Source organism: Klebsiella sp. MBT K-1 (assembly GCF_002556465.1).
Lineage (GTDB): Bacteria > Pseudomonadota > Gammaproteobacteria > Enterobacterales > Enterobacteriaceae > Klebsiella > Klebsiella grimontii.
Genome location: NZ_PDEL01000026.1, coordinates 1 through 19,596, shown reverse-complemented (window position 1 = coordinate 19,596; position 19,596 = coordinate 1). Strand labels below are relative to the sequence as shown.

The window sequence follows — 19,596 nt, the reverse complement described above, 5'->3', positions numbered from 1 at the left end:
GATGGATGGTGCCATTTTTCTCCAGCAAGTGGTCAATGGAATGAGCCTTGGGGGCATGTACGCCCTGATTGCCATCGGTTATACGATGGTTTATGGGGTGCTGCGCCTGATCAACTTCGCCCATGCGGACGTGATGATGGTCGGGGCGTTTACCACCCTGTTTTTGTTTTCTTCCATTGGGCTACCCTTCGGGGTAGCCGTTTTCCTGACCCTCGCGCTGTGCGGCCTGTTCGGGATGCTGATCGACCGGGTAGCCTATCGCCCGCTGCGCCAGGCCTCCAAAATCTCAATGCTGATCACCGCCATCGGCGTCAGCTTCTTCCTCGAAAACCTGTTCAACGTGCTGTTTGGCGGCAGCTCGCGCTTCTTTTCCGCACCGGACTTTTTCAATAACACCCGCGCCTTTGGCGACGTGATTATCACCAACGTGGCGTGGATCGTGCCGCTGATTACCGTCCTGCTGCTGCTGGCGATCCTCTGGCTGCTGTACCGTACCCGCTACGGGATGGCGATCCGCGCGGTGGCCTTCGACGTCAATACCGTGCGCCTGATGGGCATCGACGCCAACCGCATTATCTCACTGGTGTTCGCCCTCGGCAGCAGCCTCGCGGCGCTGGGCGGGGTGTTCTACTCCATCAGCTACCCCACCATCGACCCGCTGATGGGGGTACTGATTGGCCTGAAGGCGTTCGCCGCCGCGGTACTCGGCGGGATCGGCAGCGTCACCGGCGCGGTGCTCGGCGGCTTTATTCTCGGCTTTACCGAAGTGGTGGCGGTCGCCCTCTTTCCCGAGCTGGGCGGCTACAAAGACGCCTTTGCCTTTATGTTCTTGATTCTGGTCCTCTTGTTCCGCCCGGTTGGCATTATGGGCGATGAACGTCTGGAAAGGAGCCGTTTCTGATGCTCAACGCTACGACTACCGCCGGGGCGCAGCTGCGCAACCTGGTCATTATTGTTCTCTGCGTCGCGCTGCTGGCCGGGATCAACGTCGTCTTCAACGACTACATTATTCGCGTCATCAGCACTATTTTTGTCTTTATGATCCTCGCGGTCAGCTACAACCTGATCAACGGCGTGACCGGGCAGCTGTCGCTGGAGCCCAACGGCTTTGTGGCGGTCGGCGCTTACGTCACCGCCCTGCTGATCCTCTCCAGCGACAGCAAGCTGGATATGTTTGAGATGGCCGCGCCCAGCCCGTGGATCCTCGTGCTGCACGCCGGTTTCCTGCCCGCCTTGCTGATTAGCGGCCTGTGCGCGGCGGCGCTGGCGGTGTGCCTGGCTCTGCCGGTCTTCCGCGTGCGCGGCGACTACCTGGCGATTGTGACCCTCGGCTTCGGCTTTATCATTAAAATCCTCGCTATCAACAACCCGCAGATCACCAACGGCGCGATTGGCCTCAACGACATCCCGCAGCAGCCGCACCTGCTGTTCTGGTGCGGACTGTTCGCCCTGCTGGCGACCGGGATGATTCTGCAGCTGGTGTGGTCGAAGTACGGGCGAATGATGAAGGCGGTGCGCGACGACGAAGACGCCGCTATCGCCATGGGGGTGAACACGTTTCGCATTAAAACCTGCGCCTTCGCCACCAGCGCCTTCTTCGAAGGGATCGGCGGCGGCCTGCTGGCCTCGCTGCTGACCACCATCTCGCCGGGCCTGTTCGACTTTATGCTCACCTTCCAGCTGCTGATTATTATCGTGCTCGGCGGCCTGGGCAGCACTACCGGCGCGCTGCTCGGCACCGTGCTGGTGGTCGGCAGCGGCGAGTGGCTGCGCTTTCTCGACCAGCCGCTCCAGTTCTTCGGTCACGATCTGGGCGCGTATCCGGGGCTGCGAATGGTGGTGTTCTCGCTGCTGCTGCTGATCATCATGCTGTTCGCCCGCGAAGGTCTGCTGGGCAAAAAAGAGATTTGGCAAGTGGGCAAAAGGGGCCGCGGCTATGGCGCAAAATAAGGTCATTTTAGAGGTACAGGACGTGACCATGCAGTTCGGCGGCCTGCGGGCCATCGACAGCGTCAGTTTCCACGTCGACGAGGCGGAAATTTTTGGCCTGATTGGCCCTAACGGCGCGGGCAAAACCACGATGTTTAACGTGATTACCGCCAACTATAAACCGACCAGCGGCAGCGTGACCCTGGCGGGAAAATCGCTAAAAGGGCTGAAGCCGAACCGGGTGGTCAACGCCGGGATCGCCCGCACCTTTCAGAATATCCGCCTGTTTAACTCGATGACGGTATTAGAAAACGTGATGGTCGGCCTCGACAGCGCCAGCCGCTATTCGCTGCTGGAAGCGGCGCTGCATATTGGCCGCTACTTCCCCGCCGAGCGGGCGGCAAAGGCCAAAGCGATGGCGATTCTGGACGATATCGGCATCGCCCATTTCGCCGACGTGCAGGCCACCAACCTCAGCTACGGCAACCAGCGCAAGGTGGAGATCGCCCGCGCGCTGGCGACGTCGCCAAAATTACTGCTGCTCGACGAACCCGCCGCCGGAATGAACCCGAAAGAAACGGAAGATCTGGCGAATCTGATCTTCCGCATGCGCAACGACTACCGGCTCAGCGTGCTGCTGATCGAGCACGATATGCCGTTCGTCAACAAGCTGTGCGAGCGGGTGATGGTGCTGGAGTACGGCAAACCGCTGTTCAGCGGCCTGATGTCCGAAGCCATTCAGGATCCGGACGTGATTTCCGCCTACCTGGGGGACGTTCGTTATGCTTAGCGCGCGCGAGTTAAAAGTGTTTTACGGCGTGATTCAGGGGCTGAAAGGGGTGGACATTGATATTCACGACCGGGAGATTGTGACCCTTATCGGCAGTAACGGCGCGGGGAAAACCTCCACCCTCAACGGGATCGTCAACCTGGTGCGTTCCACCGGGCGGGTCAATTTTCTCAACGAGGATATTTCCCGCAGCCAGACGCATCAGATTGTGCGTAAGGGGCTGGCGCTGGTGCCCGAGGGGCGACGCATCTTCACCAACCTGACCATCGAAGAAAACCTGCGCATGGGGGCCTACAACAACCTCGCCGGCTTTCCCCGCCTGCGCGATCGCATGTACAGTCTGTTTCCCCGGCTGAAAGAGCGGCGTACCCAGATGGCGGGGACCATGAGCGGCGGCGAGCAGCAGATGCTGGCGATCGCCAGAGCGTTGATGAGCGAGCCGGTACTGCTGATGCTCGATGAGCCAAGCCTCGGACTGGCGCCGAAAATTGTCGGTGAGCTGTTCGCAACGATTAAGCAGCTGCGGGAGGAGAATATTACCGTGCTGCTGGTGGAGCAAAACGCCACGGCGGCGTTGACCATCGCCGATCGCGCCTATGTGCTGGAGAATGGGAAGATTATGCTCTCTGGCCCGGCGGCGGAGGTGCTGGCGAATCCGGAGATTAAGCGGATGTATCTTGGGGGATAAAGCTGTTCAGGGCTGCGGCATCGCTTCCTGCGTCGCCGCAACCGCAAACAGCCTCGCGCTACACAAAGCACACCTCGTTCCAGTAGGCTTCACGCGTCCTGCGCCGCTCAGTATGTTTTATCATGGCGAAACCACCTTGTTTCTACGTTGCCAAGCTCAATTCCGTAGAGACTGGCGACCGGTAATATCGCCTCCATAATGCGTTGGGTATCCTGCTGCCCGGCTTCTCCGCCAGATCCAGATAAAGAAGCCAGCCAGCCCGTTATGCGTTGCCACAGCGCCACTTTCATTTTTCTCCTCCGTCGGGAAGCGTTTTTGCCTCGGTCTATTTCAACCACAGTTGACGGCGGGCGGGAAATATCAATTCCGGATTTGTAATTCTGTGGGATGCATATTAAGGGGGAGAGGATCTTCCCGGAGGCGGTGCTGCGCACCTGTCCGGGCTACTTTTCTCCAGTCTGGTAGCCCCATGCGGGTAAACAATATCCACAGATTTGTTAAGTTCTTTTTCGTTATAGATAAGAACTTTTTCTTCTTTGCCGCCGACGGGCGATTTGTGGGAGCGTGATAAACACAAAACAAAACAGGGATTCAGGGGAAAACTATGCGCATTGCAAAAACAAAAATCGCGCTGGCGCTGGGCATGCTGGTGCTCGCCGCGCAGGCTCAGGCCGATCAATTAGCCGATATCAAAGCCGCCGGGGTGGTCAAAGTCGCCACCTTCGACGCCAACCCGCCGTTCGGCTCGGTAGACCCAAAAACGCATAAAATCGTCGGCTACGACGTGGACTTCGCCGAAGCGCTGGCGAAATCTCTCGGCGTTAAGCTGGAGCTGGTCGCCACCAACCCGGCCAACCGTATTCCGCTGCTGCAGTCCGGTAAGGCCGACCTGATCGTCGCCGATATCACCATCACCCCGGAGCGCGCCCAGGTGATTGATTTCTCAACGCCTTACTTCGTGACCGGCCAGCAGTTCCTCGTCCCGGCGAAATCCCCGGATAAGCTTGATGATTACAGCAAAGCGCGCATCGGCGCGGTAAAAGGCACTACCGGCGAACAGGCGCTGCATCAGCGTTTCCCGCAATCGCGCGTACTCTCTTATGACGACATTCCGCTGGCGCTGACCGCCCTGCGCAACGGCAACGTGCAGGCCATTACCCAGGACAGCACCATCCTCGCCGGACTGCTGGCGGAAGCGCCCGACAAGGCCAACTTCAAAATCATCCCCGACCTACTGAGTAAAGAAGAGATTGGCGTCGGCGTGAAGAAAGGCGAACCGACCCTGCTGAAAGCGGTAAATGACGAGCTGGTCAAGCTGGAAAAATCCGGTGAAGCGGCAAAAATTTACGACGTCTGGTTTGGCCCGAGCACCAAAACCCCGCAGCCGCGCGCCTTTACTATCGAAGCTAAATAAGCAGAAAAAGATTATGTTATCGGCTCTATTTTCACGCTCCGCGGCATCGTCCGCGGATTTTTCGCATCTGCAGCGCGCCAGCATTGAGTTCCGCGATGTCGCCAAAAGCTACGGCGATCATCGGGTGCTGAACGGCGTAAATTTACAGGTTGAACCCGGCGAAGTGGTGGCGATCCTCGGCCCTTCGGGATCGGGCAAATCCACCCTGATCCGCCTGATCAACCAGCTGGAGTCCCTCAGCGGCGGCGAGATTTTGATCGACGGTAAACCGACGCGCCAGCTTACCGGCAGCGCCCTGCGCCAGCTGCGCAGTCGGGTCGGCTTCGTCTTTCAGCAGTTTAATCTCTACGCCCACCTGACGGCGCAGGAGAATATCACCCTCGCGCTGGAACGCGTCCACGGCTGGGGCAAAAGCGCCGCCCGCGAGCGCTCGCTGGCGCTGCTCAGCCAGGTTGGCCTCGCGGATAAAGCCGGGCAGATGCCCGCCCAGCTCTCCGGCGGCCAGCAGCAGCGGGTGGCGATCGCCCGCGCCCTCGCCTCCTCGCCGCAGATTATTCTGTTTGATGAACCTACGTCGGCGCTGGACCCAGAGATGATCGGCGAAGTGCTGCAGGTGATGAAAACCCTCGCCCACAGCGGGATCACCATGGTGGTCGTGACCCACGAAATGCAGTTCGCCCGCGAAATTGCCGATCGGGTGGTGTTTATCGACGGCGGCGATATTCTCGAAGTCGCGCCGCCGGCCGAGTTTTTCGCCCGACCGCAGCACGCCCGCACCCGCCGTTTCCTGCAGAAGGTGCTCGACCCGCTGCACCAGGAGAGTGAGGCGTGATCCCGCATCTTGACTGGCATGGCGTGCTGAGCGGGCAGCCGCTGCAGTGGATAATCTCCGGCTTTCTCACCACCGTCTGGGTGAGCGTCGCCGGGATGATTCTGGCGACCGTGCTGGCTATCCTGCTGCTGGCGCTGCGTCTCGGCGGCGGCCGGCCCGGACGCTGGCTGGTGGCGGCCTGGGTATCGCTGTTCCGCAATACGCCGCTGCTGGTGCAGCTGCTGTTCTGGTATTTTGCCGCCTGGAATCTGCTGCCGCTGGGGGCGCGCGATTTTATTAACGACGACCACAGCTGGTCGATTCTGCCGGGCAACGTCTGGTGGCTGACGCCGGAGTTTCTCTGCTCCATGTGGGGGCTTGGGGTCTTTACTTCGGCGTTTCTGATCGAAGAGATCGCCTCCGGGCTGCGCGCCGTTAGCCACGGTCAGCGGGAAGCGGCGCTGTCGCAGGGGTTTACCCCCTGGCAGGAACTGCGCCACATTCTGCTGCCGCAGGGGCTGGCAAACGCCTGGCAGCCGATTATCGGCCAGTATCTGAATCTGATGAAGCTCTCTTCGCTGGCGAGCGGCATCGGCTTCGCCGAACTCACCTACCAGGTACGGCAAATCGAGAGCTACAACGCGCATGCACTGGAGGCGTTTGCCGTCGGCACCGCGCTGTATCTGGCGCTTGGGGTGGTGATGGGCGTGGCGCTGACGCGTCTCGGCCCGGGAAGAAATCAGCAAAGGAGAGCCGGGTATGAACGCTAATCTGGCGGTGATCGTTGATAACCTCGATTATCTGCTGTGGGGACGGCTGGCGGACGGTATTCCCGGCGGCGTGGTGCTGACGCTGCTGATGGCGATCGGCGCCGCCGCGCTGGCTTTGCCGGGCGGGGTCCTGCTGGCGGGGATCGCCTGGCGCTACGACGGGATCGTGCGGCGGCTGCTCTTCCTGTGGGCGGAGGTTATTCGCGGCATCCCGCTGATCTTCGTGATTTTCTGGCTGTGGTATCTGCTGCCCATGCTCACCGGCAGCGATCTGCCGGGCGCGGTCACCGTCACGGTGGCGCTGGCGTGGTTTACCGCCGCGTCGGTGATGCATTCGGTGCTGGCGGGCCTGCAATCGCTTCCCGGCGGGCAATACGAAGCGGCGCTGACCCAGGGTTTTACCCCCGGACAGACGCTGCGCCTGATCCTGCTGCCGCAGGCCCTGCGTAACGTTCAGCCCTCGCTGGTAGGTATATTGATCGGCCTGCTCAAAGACACGTCGCTGGCGTTTATCGTCAACGTACCGGAATTGACCACCGTTGCCGGCCAGGTCAATAACCGAGTGCAGATATACCCGCTGGCGATATTTGTCTTTACCGGCGCGGTTTATTATCTACTGTGCTGCGGCCTGAGCCTGCTGGCGAACCGTCGCTATGCCGGTCGTGCGGCTTAGCGACGAAGTGCGAAAAAAGCTGCCCGGTTACTTAACCGGGCAGTCTTTGGTCATCTTAATAAATTTATCGTTATAGATTATGTAGTGGTTCCCTGGTTGGCGCAGCGAAGCCTGGCGAACAACGTCCCCGGGCCGTAAATACCATGCGTCTCCTTCCTCTTCCGTCGTATCACACCCGGGCTTGATCAGCAGCTTAAACCAGGTATTCCCGGTATTGCTGACGGTACCCGCCGCACGATCGTAGGCCCACTTGAACTGCACCTCGCGCGGGCGAACAACGAGAATTGTGTCCATCACTACCACCGGATCCATACTCACTTCCGTCCCGCTTTGATTACGCATCACGTAATTGCGGGTGGGTATTTCACGGAACGATACCCGGTAATAGCGCTCACGGTTATCTTTCGGGCCGTGGTAGTAAAACTTAAAATATTCGCTCTCCCCCGCCTGAAGGGTGAGCTGGCGCGGGGCAAACAACAGCTCGCCGTCCGCCGGACGGGAGCGCACCTCTTTGCCGCCGGGGCGGTCGATAGCGACAATAGAGACCCGATACAATCTGGCGCTTTTATTGTTATTAATCACCCGTTTAGACGCAAAATCATCTTCCGCCGCCATCGAGAAAGTTAAATTACCGACCGAGATGGCCTGCGCCGCGGTCGCCAGTCCGAGCGACAGCAGGCAGATAAGCATCCGCAGCAAATTAGTTAATGTTACGCCACGTCGCCTGAACATGAATTTCTCCTGAAGCACTCACTTCACCAAACCAGCCGTTATCTTCCACCGTGCGCAACGATATCGGGTTATCCATCGGAATGGAAAACTTCACCGTCGTTTTGTCCATCTGCCCAACGTCGCCGGAAATATCCGTCCACGGCGTGGTTAACCACAGGGCATCGGTCATATCATGCCAGGTATCATCACATCCGGCGTCATACGTTTTGATAGCCCCGGTCTGGGTGGTAAACGCCAGGGTCGCCGGGAACGGCACTCTCGACGTACCGTCCGGTGAAGTGAAAATACAGTATGAACGTCCGCCGATCGCCTGCGTTGGTCCCTTCACTTTGATAAGCACTTCATCGGCGGCGGTCTTACCGCTGGTGGTGACAATATAGCCGAAGTCCAGCGACGGTTCGCCGCTACCCACGTAGCCCTCACGCGTCGGCGTTGAGATATACTCATCGGAAATAATGCTGATGCTGAAGTCACGCGGTTTAATGATCAGCGTGTTGGACGTCGAAAACTCATACCACCCTGACTCCGGCGAGGTGGTGTTATAGAAACGGAAATTAAACAGGTCCTTAGTGTTCACGTCGCTGATGCCCAGCGTCACCATCTGCTTAAAAAAGTTGCTTGAGAAGAAAACATACACTGAATCTGATGATTTCATCTCGTTAAACGTATAGTACTGAGCGATGCCGCTTACCGGCTTCCATGAGTTACCGTCGAGGCTGAACTGCATATCGTAGCTTCCCACCGCGGAAGCCAGCGCCGAGTTGCTGATAGCCGGGAAAATATGAATTGAGGTATTACTCAGGCCATTATGCTGCAAATTGTAGTTCACCATTTTGCAGCTCAGACCGGAACGCGTGCCAATCGTCTGCGTGCGGCAGTCGGCGTTGCCTTCACCCAGCGTCGGAACCCCGTCGCTGTTGATAAAGACTTCCGCCAGCGCATGGGTATTAATTAACCGCAGATTGGCCGCTTTAGTATGGGTGACATTACGTACGTACCAGTAACCTGAGGCCTGGTCTTTGCAGCGTGCGCCGCTGCTGGCGTCATAGCTCACCGACGTCATGCAGGAGTTGATGGTCATTGAGAAGCTGCTGCCCACCGACATCTGCTGCAGATACTGGTAGAAAGAGTCGGACATCATGCCGTGCATCCACTTTTGCCCGCCGGGTGTTACCGTTGCGCCGTAGAAGCCGCTGGCATCGCTGGTTTGCGGCTGGATCAGGCTGGTCGCCATATCGCAGCCCGCATACCAGTTGATGCAGCGCAGGCCGCTCAAAGGATGGGAAGCCGGCGAGTTATCCAGCCACATATCGAAGAACCAGTTAGCGTACAGGCCGGTGTTATAGCCATTGTCGATATAGCCGAGGCTCTGCTGATAAATGGTGCCCGAGCCGTTATATTTCAGCCCGGTCCAGCGGTTAGCCCCGGTCATCCGCGGGTCCAGCGCGCCGCCTGGGGTGACGAAGAAGTTATCGTCCGAGTTGTTTTCCACAAAAACAAACTGCATGGCCGCCGCATCGGGCCAGGTGGTTTTGTTTACCGCAGCGTTGACCCGCGTCACGCACAGCGCCGCCGTTAACATGATTAAACATGCCAGCCATTTAGCTTTCATTACCTTCTCCTGTCTGCTGCACGCGGGCATAAGTGGAGAGGCCGCTGCAGACCACATCGCCCACCCACACCGCGCCGCGCGCCTGGCTCAGCTCCAGCGCCACTTCGCAGCTCTGGTTTTTACCGTAACTGAAATCGATGGTGGGATACTTTTTATCCACGTCCATCACAAACTCACCGTTCTCATCGGTGCGGGTACGACCGATGTGGTTATTAATCCGCGCGTTGGCCAGCAGCGTGCCGTCTTCCGCGCGAATCCGCCCGGAGACCGTGACCATCTGCTTCACTTCCGGCTCAATCACCGCCACGTTCCCCGGATAAAGGGTCAGTTGGCTCTTGCGCCCGGTCACGATGTCGTAGCTATCGAGCGAATTTTTGCTGTTCTGCAGCTCCACTTCATAGCGGTTGTACGGCGACAGCGGCAGGTAATTACGGTTGCCAGAGAGCTGCACAATACGGCCGTTCACCTTAGCGCTCAGCTTGCCGTCGTCTTCAAGACCGGTTTTGAAAATCACCCCGGCATTACCGTCGGTGCGGCCGCTGGCGGCAATATTTTTCCCCTGCCAGCCCACGCTGCCGTTGGCAGTCAGGTTGGTATTCACATAGCCATCCACGCCGCTATTCACATTCAGCGTACCGGTGGAGTAGCGGGTATCAAACTGGGCATACGCGCCGCCGCTGAGGGTTTTGTCATCGCCGGTGTCGCCGGAAATCGCCCGTGAAACGTTGGCGCCGATGGTGCGAATGCTGCCTTCATCAAACTGTTTACGCGCCGACAGGTTGGCCATGGTGTAGCCGTTCTGGTGCGTCATGCCGGCGCTGAACCAGTTGCCGAGCGGCAGCGAGAAGTCGAGCGCAATATATTTCCCGGTACTGGCGCTGCTGTCGCCGTTATTAAAGCGCTGCAGGCCCGCGCGCAGGCCCAGCGATCCCCACGAGCCGGTATAAAGCGTCTGATAGTAGTCCGCCGTGTAGTAGTGGCTGTTATAGCGGCGGTCATCGTTATAGCTGATGCTGAACGTACCCAGCTTTGACCATAATGAATTGAGATTCAGCGTGCCGCCGATAGCCCGGTTATCGGCATTGCTGCGGCGTATTCTGTCGCCAATCTGCGTTTTTTCCTGGTTGACCCATACCGAGCTGAAGCCGCCGGGGAGCGTGGCGCTGATGCTGCCGATGCTGCTCCAGGAGCTGTCGCTGGCCAGCATATTCTGCAGATTCACGCTAATGGATTCGGTCAGCGGCAGCGTCAGGCGCGTCTCGGCAACGGCGTTGTTGTCATAGCCGTAGCCGGTCGCCGCCCAGCTTAAGGTGCTGAGCGACCCGGAGGCCGAGGCGCCCGCCAGCCAGCTGTCTTTTGCCGGCAGCGTCTTTTTACCGCTTTCGGACCAGCGGTCCATATGGAAGCTGCCGCCCCAGAACTGCCAGGCCAGCGGCGCGCCGGCGCCGCGTCCGCGGCTGAACAATTTATTGACCCGCTGGGTACGCTTGCTGACCACCCGGCCGTTCACAATCACTTCAACATCGACATCATAAATCCCATACGGCAGGCCGCGGGTGTCCACTTCGTGGTTACCCATGGCAAAGTTCTGCACGCTCATCAGGCGCCCGTCGCGGGTCAGATGGACCTCCCCGGCGGCGGGTAAAAAGGCGACCACCGGCGTGGCCGACTGGCTGTTATCGAATACCGTCGAACTGGCCTGGTTGCCCCAGGAAGCGCCGTAGATCTTCCCCGCCGAAACGGCGGTCATCGGGCCAAGGGACTGTAGATTCCAGGTATCCAGCATCCCGCCCGCAAAACGGTGACCGGCAAAGTCGCGCTCATACATCGCTTTATAGACTTCGCTGTCCTGATTGCCGGAGCCAATACCGTACAGCGAGCCGTCGAGCACCAGGTGGTGCTCGCGCAGCGCGGTGACGTTGTTCAACGACAGATAGCTGGAGGTATTATTGCCGCCGTTGCGCATCTGGTTGTTATAGACCCCGAGGTTATAGTTCAGGGTGCTGCTGAGGGTGTTGACGCTGGACTGGCCGATATCTTCGCTGCGCGAACGCAGCACCGTACCCAGCGCCTCCTTCTTCACCACCAGCTGCAGCAGCAGCTGGCGCAGGCTGAGCTGTAGCTGCGCATCATCTGTGAGGCTAATATTGAGTTCTTTGCTGAAAGCTTCATTGGCCAGCGCGGTGAGCTGTTTGCGGGTCTGTTCGCTGACGGTGGCGTTATTATCGTTTTCTTCCAGCTGAATTTGCCGTACGCGCAACACGCCGTTATCCAGCCAGATAAAGGCATTGCCGATCCGCTGATCGTCCTGGGTACCGGTGCTGCCTTTAAGGTGAATAAACAGAGGAATGCTCATTCCGTCCTGCAGCGCCTGGCTGAAGGCCTGGGGGATAATCACGCCGCCGATTTGCTGTACTTTGTCGGAGGCGGCAGTGACGCTAAATGGAACCAGCAAAATGACCATGCCGGAGGCAAAGAGTGTTTTTAATCCTGGAGCGATCCCTGGTTGAGCCATAATGTTGATCCGTCATAAGAAATGTCTATTTCACGGGAACAAACTGCTCGCCCTGCCAGAGCGCGACCCGTCCTTTTTTGTCCGCAACGTTCACGCGCGTGAAGCGACGCTCTTTACCCGGCATCAGGAAGTAATTTTCCTTGCACTCTTTACCGTCAGCCGGCTTCAGACACGGGCCGTAGGCAAGAATGCGCAACGTCGCGTTACCGGTATTGACCAGCGTGCCGTTGGCGTACTGATAGCGGAAGTTTGCTTTTCTTGGCGCCACCACCAGGATAGTGCCGATGCGTGCCGAGGCCGTGGCGACCGCGCTGCGGGTCGAGCCATTGCGCTGGGCATCGCTGAGCGCCTGATCGAACCAGACGATACGGTAATAGCGCTCTTTATCGTCCGCCGGGCCTTTGTAGAAAAAGCGGATCACGTCGCTGGCTTTCGCGGGCAGCAGCAGACTGGCCGGGGTCAGTAAAATCTCGTCCTGCTTATCCATCGGGATGACCTTGCCGCCATCCAGCGGCGAAGAGAGGCGTTCCATATGGATGTTAATTAAGCGACCGCTGTCGGTCGTGTTCTTGATCTCTTTACTCAGCGTGCTGCTTTCGCTGTTCATAAATGAAGAGATATCGCCCACATCCAGCGCCAGGGCTGGCGTCATTGTGCTGAGCAACAGGCTGATGGCCAGAATGTGTTTTTTCATATGAATTCAGTCCGTGAAATAAGGCAGGGGGAATACCCCCTGCCTGGTGCTACGAGAGGATCAGCTGGTCCAGGTCGCGTCGAACTGTACGCTGACGTCACCGCTCCAGATACCTTCCGGCAGGGCGCTGTAGTCAGTGACAGCCGTAGAGCCATTGGTCGTGCCGCTGATGATGGAGAACGTGAAGCCGTCCTGCGCGGTGGTACGGCCAGCGGTGTTATAGCCGTTAGACAGCGCGCTGAGGTTGCCGCCCAGCGTGCCCGCCGCGGTGTCGATCATGGTGGTGTCAGCCGTTTTTTCGACCGCAACGCCGTTGTAGTCAACGCCCACGCTCAGGGTGGAACCAGAGGTATCCAGCTGAGTCAGGGTGTTGGTGATCAGACGAGAGGTCAGTTTGAATGCGGTCGCGGTGGCGTCACCTTCGATAGCCACATCAAACAGGCCTTTCTGTGAGTTAAAGCCTTTAATCCCTTCGGCATACTGGAAAGCCAGGCTGCCCAGCGGAGTCACCACCAGCTTGCTGGTAGTGTCTTTTTTGGCGGTTGCGGACCAGGTAGCGACTGCCTGAGCAGTAACGTCAGCTGCCTGAGCGACACCCATACCGGCAAACGCGGTTACCAGAGCAATTGCAAGAACCTTTTTTTTCATAGCTTTTTCATCCTGAGTTTATTAAGGGACCTGATGTCCCACGTCTGTGTGCATTTCCCGCCATAGTTCAGGCCGCATAATGTTTATTGCGGCACAAATTATTTTGGGGTTACGACCTGGTGCACAATTTTAAAATTAACGTCTGTTACTAATTACAGCGCGAGCTTATATATCTTTGAATACAGTTTCGCCTCGGCATTTCGCCGATGGGTATAAACCGTTTTCACACTACAATTTTCAATTTTGGCGATAGATTTTGGATGCATTCCCTGCGCCGTCATACGAATTATCTGCATTTCCCTGTTGGTAATTTTGTCTTTCTTTATATCTTTGCGTAGAAAACGACCATTAATAACGTATGCCAGCTCCTGACGAATATCTTTCGTTAAGTCGACATAAACCACGCCACGAATAGAGCCATTGTAATACCAGTAATTGGCCAGCGCTTCCGAGCGCCTTGCGGCAATTAATACAATTTGTTTGCCTTTCATTTCAGCCAGCCACTCATTATCGCGGCGGATAAAATAGTTCAGCGAACTGGCGCTAAGATTAATAAATACAAATTCCCGGCGTACCTTTTCAAGTGACAGGTAAATTAAGTTATCGATATCAATAATTAGCTCAGCGAGTCCTTTAAGAAAATAACTGTCATGCGCTGGCCAGATGCACTGATCCAAAGAATATTTATAATCCATATAAAGTTAAACCCCATAGTCCTGGAAATCTTGAACGTATCACAACACTGCTGATAGCCCAGGCCTGCAAAGTCTAAGTCAGCAAATTCCCTCTTTAATATATTCAACCCAAAACTCAAAATAGTATTGCTTGAGACAAAGAACGCTAAATGACTTGCTTGTTTCTTGTGTTATCAAATTTAGGATTTTTCGCTATGTGTGTCAATAAGTGCTCTCAGGGCTAATTACCGAACAGGTCAATTTAAGCCAAAACAATAAAAATAAGAATATTGAGTTAAAAACAAAAAGCATTTATTTTCATAGGGTTATTGTGACTGCGTACGGGGATTCTTAAGTGAATATTATATGTTCCAGGATCTTAGCCATTATCAGTTAAGACTATTCTTAACGAGGGTTTCATTCGAAAATGCAAAAAAGTCAAACAAAGTCAAAAAATAAGAATATAATGCCAATAATCAACACAAAGTCAGTGGTTAATTCCATTAACTGGCGTAAATAATGAAATTACACGCCGCACAAAAGGCCTGGTCGCCGACTAAAAATTTATCGAGGTCAATCGTAATCAAGCACGAAAAGATTAACTATTCGGTTAAACCGACTCAGCATGAAGCCTGGCACGAACATCCTGAATGATGCCTCTGCGCCCAAGGCGGTAAATTTCCCCCGCTAATGTCGCATACAACGCCTTATCTTTATCAGAGGAAATACGTATCATTATTAATCTCATTGCCAAAGCGTATTAAAGGTAGCAGACCCTGCGCGAATTCCCGCTTGTGGATACAAAAGTGTGAGCCCTGTCGGGCTTTTTCGCCACCCACTACCCCAACTCTTGCGTCCGTTCACTATTTGTTCGTCTTACTGTCATCCGGCAGTCATATAAAACACCATTAATAGTGCCCAGTTGACTGACGAACCTGGACGCATTTATGAACAGTTCTCTGGCTGCGGTTGCAGAAACCGAGTTTCAACCGTTTACGCCCCCCTATACCGACCGGCAACGCAAGGTCCTGAGCGTACGTAACCTGAGCAAATCCTGGAACGCGCAGCAAACCGTCCTGGATAGCATCAGTTTCGATCTTCATGCGGGCGAACTGGTTGGCGTGATTGGCCGTTCCGGCGCCGGTAAATCGACGCTTCTGCACCTTCTGAACGGCACCCATAGCGCCAGCGGCGGCGAGATCCTGAGCTTCCCGGAAGTGGGGACGCCGCAGGACGTATCAAAGCTGTCAGGCCGCGCGTTAAACGCCTGGCGCAGCCGGTGCGGCATGATCTTTCAGGATTTCTGTCTGGTCCCGCGCCTCGACGTTTTGACCAACGTGCTGCTGGGGCGCCTGAGCCAGACTTCCACCCTGAAATCCTTATTCAAAGTCTTCCCCGACGCCGACCGCGCCCGCGCGATCTCCCTGCTGGAGTGGATGAATATGCTGCCGCAGGCGCTACAGCGGGCGGAAAACCTCTCCGGCGGCCAGATGCAGCGCGTGGCCATTTGCCGGGCATTAATGCAAAACCCCGGTATTTTGCTGGCCGATGAACCGGTCGCGTCTCTTGACCCGAAAAATACGCAGCGAATTATGAATGTCCTGCGCGAAATTAGCGAACAGGGCATCAGCGTAATGGTAAACCTGCATTCGGTGGAGCTGGTGCGTGAATATTGCACGCGGGTTATCGGCGTGGCCAAAGGCCAGATTATTTTTGACGACCATCCCACGCAGCTGAATCAGGAAATTCTGCACCGGCTGTACGGCGATGAAATTAGCCAATTGCATTAAATTTCACTCACACGGGCAAAATAATGAAAAAGTACATCACTGGCGCAGTTCGTTTATCCGCAGCGGTTGCAGGCATTATGATGGCGTGGCAGGCAGGCGCTGCTGAACAACCGAAGGAATTAAATCTGGGCATCCTTGGCGGTCAGAACGCAACGCAGCAAATTGGTGATAACCAGTGCGTTAAACAGTTTCTCGATAAAGAACTCAACGTCGATACGAAGTTGCGTAACTCGTCCGACTACTCCGGCGTGATTCAGGGATTGCTGGGCGGAAAAGTTGACGTCGTATTAAGCATGTCGCCGTCGTCGTACGCTTCGGTTTATATTAACAATCCTAAGGCCGTCGATATTGTCGGGATTGCCGTAGATGATAAAGACCAGTCCCGCGGCTACCACTCGGTGGTGATTGTCAAAGCCGACAGTCCGTATAAAAAGTTAGAAGATCTGAAGGGCAAAGCCTTTGGCTTCGCCGACCCGGACTCCACTTCCGGCTTTTTAATTCCGAACCACGCCTTTAAACAGCAGTTCGGCGGCACCTCGGATAACAAATATAATAACTTCTTCTCCAGCGTGACCTTCTCCGGCGGCCACGAGCAGGACATTCTGGGGGTGCTGAACGGCCAGTTTGCCGGCGCGGTGACCTGGACCTCCATGGTCGGCGACTATAACAGCGGCTACAGCGTCGGCGCCTTTAACCGCCTGATTCGCATGGATCACCCGGATTTGATGAAGCAAATTCGCATTATCTGGCAATCGCCGCTGATCCCGAACGGTCCGATCCTCGTCAGCAATGCCCTGCCGGCGGACTTTAAGGCCAAAGTCGTTACCGCGATTAAAAAGCTCGATACTGACGATCACGCCTGCTTTATCAAGGCGATGGGCGGTACTCAGCATATCGGCCCGGGCAGCGTGGCTGATTTTCAGCAGATCATCGATATGAAACGCGAGCTGGTTAGCGCGCGTTAATCCCGCCCCTGACGCCGCCGCCCGCGGGCTATCGCGGGCAGCGGCGACTCGTTGAAGACACCGCGACGCATGAATAACACCCATACCGAATTCGAACGCTATTACCAGCAGGTCCGCTCGCGACAAAAGCGCGATACCTTGAGCGGATCCCTGCTGCTGCTGGCGCTCTATTTTGCCGCCGGCAGCATGGCCGAGTTTAATCTCTTTACTATCTGGCACTCGCTGCCCAACTTTTTCGACTACATGTTTGAGACGCTGCCGACGCTGCGCGTCGCCGACCTGTTTGCCGATTCGCATACCAAAGGTTCGCTGGCTTACTGGGGCTATCGTCTGCCGATACAGCTGCCGCTGATCTGGGAGACGCTGCAGCTGGCGCTGGCGTCCACGCTGGTGGCGGTGGCGATAGCCACCCTGCTGGGGTTCGTTGCCGCCAGCAACGCCTGGTCCCCTGCCCCGCTGCGGGTTGCCGTCCGCGTGCTGGTGGCTTTTCTGCGCACCATGCCGGAGCTGGCGTGGGCGGTCATTTTCGTGATGGCTTTTGGTATCGGGGCGATACCGGGCTTTCTGGCATTGATGCTGCACACCATCGGCAGCCTGACCAAGCTGTTCTATGAAGCGGTGGAGAGCGCCCAGGATAAACCGGTGCGCGGCCTGGCCGCCTGCGGCGCGTCGCATCTGCAGCGTATTCGCTTTGCCCTGTGGCCGCAGGTGAAACCTATTTTTCTCTCCTACGGCTTTATGCGGCTCGAAATTAACTTCCGCTCCTCAACGATCCTCGGGCTGGTGGGCGCGGGCGGCATCGGCCAGGAGCTGATGACCAACATCAAACTGGATCGTTACGATCAGGTCAGCATCACGCTGCTGCTGATTATTATCGTGGTATCGCTGCTGGATATGCTGTCCGGCCGCCTGCGGCAGTGGGTTCTGGAGGGAAAAAAATGAATCAGTGGCAAAAACAACCGGATATCGCCGCCAGCCGCCGCCAGCATCGGCATTTATATCAGGCCCAGGGGCGCTATCTGCGCTATGTCGGCCTGCTGGCGCTGGCCAGCCTGCTCTATTATGTCTGGTTCTTTATGCAGTTCGGCATCAGCGGCGGGCAGCTCGCCGCCGGGCTGCAGCAAATCAGCCGCTATCTACTGCGGATGTTCGTCTGGCACGACTTTTTCAACTGGCCGTTTCGCTATTACTTCACGCAAATCGCCATTACCCTGGCGATTGTTTTCGCCGGGACGCTTACCGCAACGGTCATCGCCCTGCTGCTCTCGTTTCTCGCGGCGCGCAACATTATGCGCGGCGTTGTTCCGGGGCTCATCGCCCTGCTGATGCGCCGCCTGTTCGACGTGCTGCGCGGCATCGATATGGCTATCTGGGGGCTGATTTTTGTCCGCGCCGTTGGGCTCGGGCCGCTGGCCGGGGTGCTGGCGATTATCATGCAGGATACCGGGCTGCTGGGCCGTCTGTATGCCGAGGGGCATGAGGCGGTTGACCGTTCGCCGGGACGCGGCCTGACGGCGGTGGGGGCGAACGGTTTGCAGAAACATCGCTTCAGCATTTTTACCCAGTCCTTTCCGACGTTTCTGGCGCTCAGCCTGTATCAGATTGAATCGAATACCCGTTCCGCTGCGGTACTCGGTTTTGTCGGCGCGGGGGGCATCGGCCTGATTTATGCGGAAAATATGCGCCTGTGGAACTGGGACGTGGTGATGTTTATTACCCTGCTGCTGGTGGCGGTGGTGATGGCGATGGATACGCTGTCCGCCTGGCTGCGCCGCCGCTATATCGGCGGCAGCGCGGTGCCGCTGTTTAAAGCTGGTTAATTTTTTCCCGGGTCGCGCTGCGCTTCCCCGGGGGGCCTGATATCGCGACATTCCCGGAGGCGGCGCATTGCGCCTGTCCAGGCTACCCAAACTGCACGAAAAAGTAGCCCGGGTAAGGCGTTTACGCCGCCACCCGGGGGAAAATCACAGCCGCCACGCCAGCACCGGCCACCGGTGCTGCGCGTTCGTCGCCGCCAGCTGCGGGCAGGGATTGACCAGCCGTACGCGATCGGCGCGCAGGCACAGCGGCAGATCGTTAATCGAATCGGTGTAGAAGGTTATCTCACCCGAATAGTCGGGATGGGCCGCCAGCCACTGCTCAAGGCGCACGACTTTCCCCTGCTGATAGCTCGGCGTACCGGCAATCACGCCGCTATAGCCGCCGTCGGCCATCACAACGTCAATGCCCAGCGCCTGCTCGATGCCCAGCTCCGCCGCAACTGCCTGTACCAGCAGGCTGACCGACGCCGAGATCACCAGCATCTGCTCGCCTTTCGCCTGTAAAGTCCGAATCAAATCCCACGCCTGCGGATACACGCGCGGCATAACCTCTTCGCGTACGCAGCGCGCCAGCAGCGCGTCCACATCCCGCTTTGCCACGCCAATCAGCGGCGCCTGGATCAGGGCCACGTAATCGGCGATATTCATTTCGCCGCGGTCGTAGTCCTCCATCAGCCGCGCTTCCCGCGCCAGGTAATCGGGATCGTTTACCCAGCCCTCGCGCACCATAAAGCGGCTCCACAGCGTACTGCTGTCTCCCTTAATTAACGTATTATCCAGATCGAAAATGGTCAGCGTTTTACCCATCGTTTATTTTCCCTTATCGGCCACGGCGCCTCGCGAGAGCATGCGCAAGAAAAATGACAGCAGAATGACCCGGACAAAACGCCCGAGATTCACGCATCAGTAAGGCTTTTTCCCGGGTCGCGCTGCGCTTATCCGGGCTACAGCTCTACCGCCATTTGCCGAACGGTAGATACTGTGAACGCCTGCAACTCTTTTCACCACTGTCATCTTCTCCGGCTCCCGGATGACAGGCACAACAACGACAGCGACATCCCGCGCTGTCGT

The 19,596-nt window shown here is 57.0% G+C and carries 20 protein-coding genes; 12 read left to right on the top strand and 8 right to left on the bottom strand.

Annotated elements, in window-relative coordinates; all coding sequences use genetic code 11:
- Position 1: 1 nt before the first annotated feature.
- From CMQ96_RS26885 to CMQ96_RS26870, 4 genes are read left to right on the top strand one after another with little or no spacing between them, the layout of a single operon-like run.
- Positions 2 to 901, top strand: a complete 900-nt coding sequence (locus CMQ96_RS26885) for a branched-chain amino acid ABC transporter permease (protein ID WP_004129493.1) — start codon at positions 2 to 4, stop codon at positions 899 to 901.
- Positions 901 to 1,950 (top strand): branched-chain amino acid ABC transporter permease, encoded by a 1,050-nt coding sequence (locus CMQ96_RS26880; protein ID WP_004133743.1) that lies wholly within the window; start codon positions 901 to 903, stop codon positions 1,948 to 1,950. Before CMQ96_RS26885 ends, CMQ96_RS26880 begins: the two co-directional genes overlap by 1 nt.
- The gene (locus CMQ96_RS26875) at positions 1,937 to 2,719 is read left to right on the top strand and encodes an ABC transporter ATP-binding protein (protein WP_098067583.1); all 783 of its coding nucleotides are present in this window, start codon (positions 1,937 to 1,939) and stop codon (positions 2,717 to 2,719) included. The genes CMQ96_RS26880 and CMQ96_RS26875 overlap by 14 nt, the downstream gene beginning before the upstream one ends.
- Positions 2,712 to 3,407, top strand: a complete 696-nt coding sequence (locus CMQ96_RS26870; RefSeq protein ID WP_004129484.1) for an ABC transporter ATP-binding protein — start codon at positions 2,712 to 2,714, stop codon at positions 3,405 to 3,407. Before CMQ96_RS26875 ends, CMQ96_RS26870 begins: the two co-directional genes overlap by 8 nt.
- Positions 3,408 to 3,514: 107 nt before the next feature.
- Here the strand turns inward: CMQ96_RS26870 and CMQ96_RS26865 are convergent, their stop codons facing one another.
- Positions 3,515 to 3,697: a hypothetical protein gene (locus tag CMQ96_RS26865; protein WP_004129481.1), complete on the bottom strand. Its 183-nt coding sequence runs from the start codon at positions 3,695 to 3,697 to the stop codon at positions 3,515 to 3,517.
- A gap of 314 nt (positions 3,698 to 4,011) precedes the next feature.
- Between CMQ96_RS26865 and CMQ96_RS26855 the strand changes: the two genes are divergently transcribed.
- The 4 genes from CMQ96_RS26855 to CMQ96_RS26840 are packed head-to-tail and all read left to right on the top strand — an operon-like array spanning position 4,012 to position 7,075.
- Positions 4,012 to 4,821 (top strand): ABC transporter substrate-binding protein, encoded by an 810-nt coding sequence (locus CMQ96_RS26855; protein WP_004133747.1) that lies wholly within the window; start codon positions 4,012 to 4,014, stop codon positions 4,819 to 4,821.
- A 13-nt stretch (positions 4,822 to 4,834) separates the two neighbouring features.
- Positions 4,835 to 5,653 (top strand): amino acid ABC transporter ATP-binding protein, encoded by an 819-nt coding sequence (locus CMQ96_RS26850; protein WP_004133749.1) that lies wholly within the window; start codon positions 4,835 to 4,837, stop codon positions 5,651 to 5,653.
- Complete coding sequence (locus tag CMQ96_RS26845) at positions 5,650 to 6,402, top strand: amino acid ABC transporter permease (protein WP_004133751.1); 753 nt, start codon at positions 5,650 to 5,652, stop codon at positions 6,400 to 6,402. Before CMQ96_RS26850 ends, CMQ96_RS26845 begins: the two co-directional genes overlap by 4 nt.
- A complete protein-coding gene (locus tag CMQ96_RS26840; protein WP_049087351.1) occupies positions 6,392 to 7,075 on the top strand; it encodes an amino acid ABC transporter permease in 684 nt (227 codons plus the stop codon). Before CMQ96_RS26845 ends, CMQ96_RS26840 begins: the two co-directional genes overlap by 11 nt.
- 27 nt (positions 7,076 to 7,102) lie before the next feature.
- Here CMQ96_RS26840 and CMQ96_RS26835 read toward each other — a convergent pair whose 3' ends face one another.
- The 6 genes from CMQ96_RS26835 to CMQ96_RS26810 all read right to left on the bottom strand — a co-directional run bounded on the left by CMQ96_RS26835 (position 7,103) and on the right by CMQ96_RS26810 (position 13,971).
- On the bottom strand, positions 7,103 to 7,807 hold the full coding sequence (locus tag CMQ96_RS26835; protein WP_049087350.1) for a fimbria/pilus periplasmic chaperone: 705 nt from the start codon (positions 7,805 to 7,807) through the stop codon (positions 7,103 to 7,105).
- Complete coding sequence (locus tag CMQ96_RS26830) at positions 7,776 to 9,389, bottom strand: hypothetical protein (RefSeq protein ID WP_223226924.1); 1,614 nt, start codon at positions 9,387 to 9,389, stop codon at positions 7,776 to 7,778. Before CMQ96_RS26830 ends, CMQ96_RS26835 begins: the two co-directional genes overlap by 32 nt.
- 19 nt (positions 9,390 to 9,408) lie before the next feature.
- Positions 9,409 to 11,934, bottom strand: a complete 2,526-nt coding sequence (locus CMQ96_RS26825; RefSeq protein ID WP_024359098.1) for a fimbrial biogenesis outer membrane usher protein — start codon at positions 11,932 to 11,934, stop codon at positions 9,409 to 9,411.
- A gap of 25 nt (positions 11,935 to 11,959) precedes the next feature.
- Positions 11,960 to 12,628, bottom strand: coding sequence for a hypothetical protein (locus CMQ96_RS26820; protein ID WP_004133761.1), 669 nt, complete (start codon positions 12,626 to 12,628; stop codon positions 11,960 to 11,962).
- A 60-nt stretch (positions 12,629 to 12,688) separates the two neighbouring features.
- A complete protein-coding gene (locus tag CMQ96_RS26815; protein WP_049085728.1) occupies positions 12,689 to 13,276 on the bottom strand; it encodes a common pilus major fimbrillin subunit EcpA in 588 nt (195 codons plus the stop codon).
- Positions 13,277 to 13,428: 152 nt separating this feature from the next.
- Positions 13,429 to 13,971, bottom strand: a complete 543-nt coding sequence (locus CMQ96_RS26810; protein ID WP_049085727.1) for a helix-turn-helix transcriptional regulator — start codon at positions 13,969 to 13,971, stop codon at positions 13,429 to 13,431.
- 926 nt (positions 13,972 to 14,897) lie between these two features.
- Between CMQ96_RS26810 and phnC the strand changes: the two genes are divergently transcribed.
- The 4 genes from phnC (at position 14,898) to phnE (CMQ96_RS26790) (ending at position 18,525) form a co-directional block, all read left to right on the top strand.
- Positions 14,898 to 15,740 carry a phosphonate ABC transporter ATP-binding protein gene (gene phnC / locus CMQ96_RS26805; RefSeq protein WP_024359099.1) on the top strand — a complete coding sequence of 281 codons (843 nt, stop codon included), beginning with the start codon at positions 14,898 to 14,900 and terminating at the stop codon, positions 15,738 to 15,740.
- A 23-nt stretch (positions 15,741 to 15,763) separates the two neighbouring features.
- Positions 15,764 to 16,705, top strand: a complete 942-nt coding sequence (phnD, locus tag CMQ96_RS26800; protein WP_029669800.1) for a phosphonate ABC transporter substrate-binding protein — start codon at positions 15,764 to 15,766, stop codon at positions 16,703 to 16,705.
- A 69-nt stretch (positions 16,706 to 16,774) separates the two neighbouring features.
- A complete protein-coding gene (phnE, locus tag CMQ96_RS26795) occupies positions 16,775 to 17,647 on the top strand; it encodes a phosphonate ABC transporter, permease protein PhnE (protein WP_004132516.1) in 873 nt (290 codons plus the stop codon).
- Positions 17,644 to 18,525: a phosphonate ABC transporter, permease protein PhnE gene (gene phnE, locus CMQ96_RS26790; RefSeq protein WP_098067582.1), complete on the top strand. Its 882-nt coding sequence runs from the start codon at positions 17,644 to 17,646 to the stop codon at positions 18,523 to 18,525. Before phnE (CMQ96_RS26795) ends, phnE (CMQ96_RS26790) begins: the two co-directional genes overlap by 4 nt.
- 144 nt (positions 18,526 to 18,669) lie before the next feature.
- Here the strand turns inward: phnE (CMQ96_RS26790) and CMQ96_RS26785 are convergent, their stop codons facing one another.
- Positions 18,670 to 19,332 carry an HAD family phosphatase gene (locus CMQ96_RS26785; RefSeq protein ID WP_098067581.1) on the bottom strand — a complete coding sequence of 221 codons (663 nt, stop codon included), beginning with the start codon at positions 19,330 to 19,332 and terminating at the stop codon, positions 18,670 to 18,672.
- Between the last annotated feature and the right edge of the window lie 264 nt (positions 19,333 to 19,596).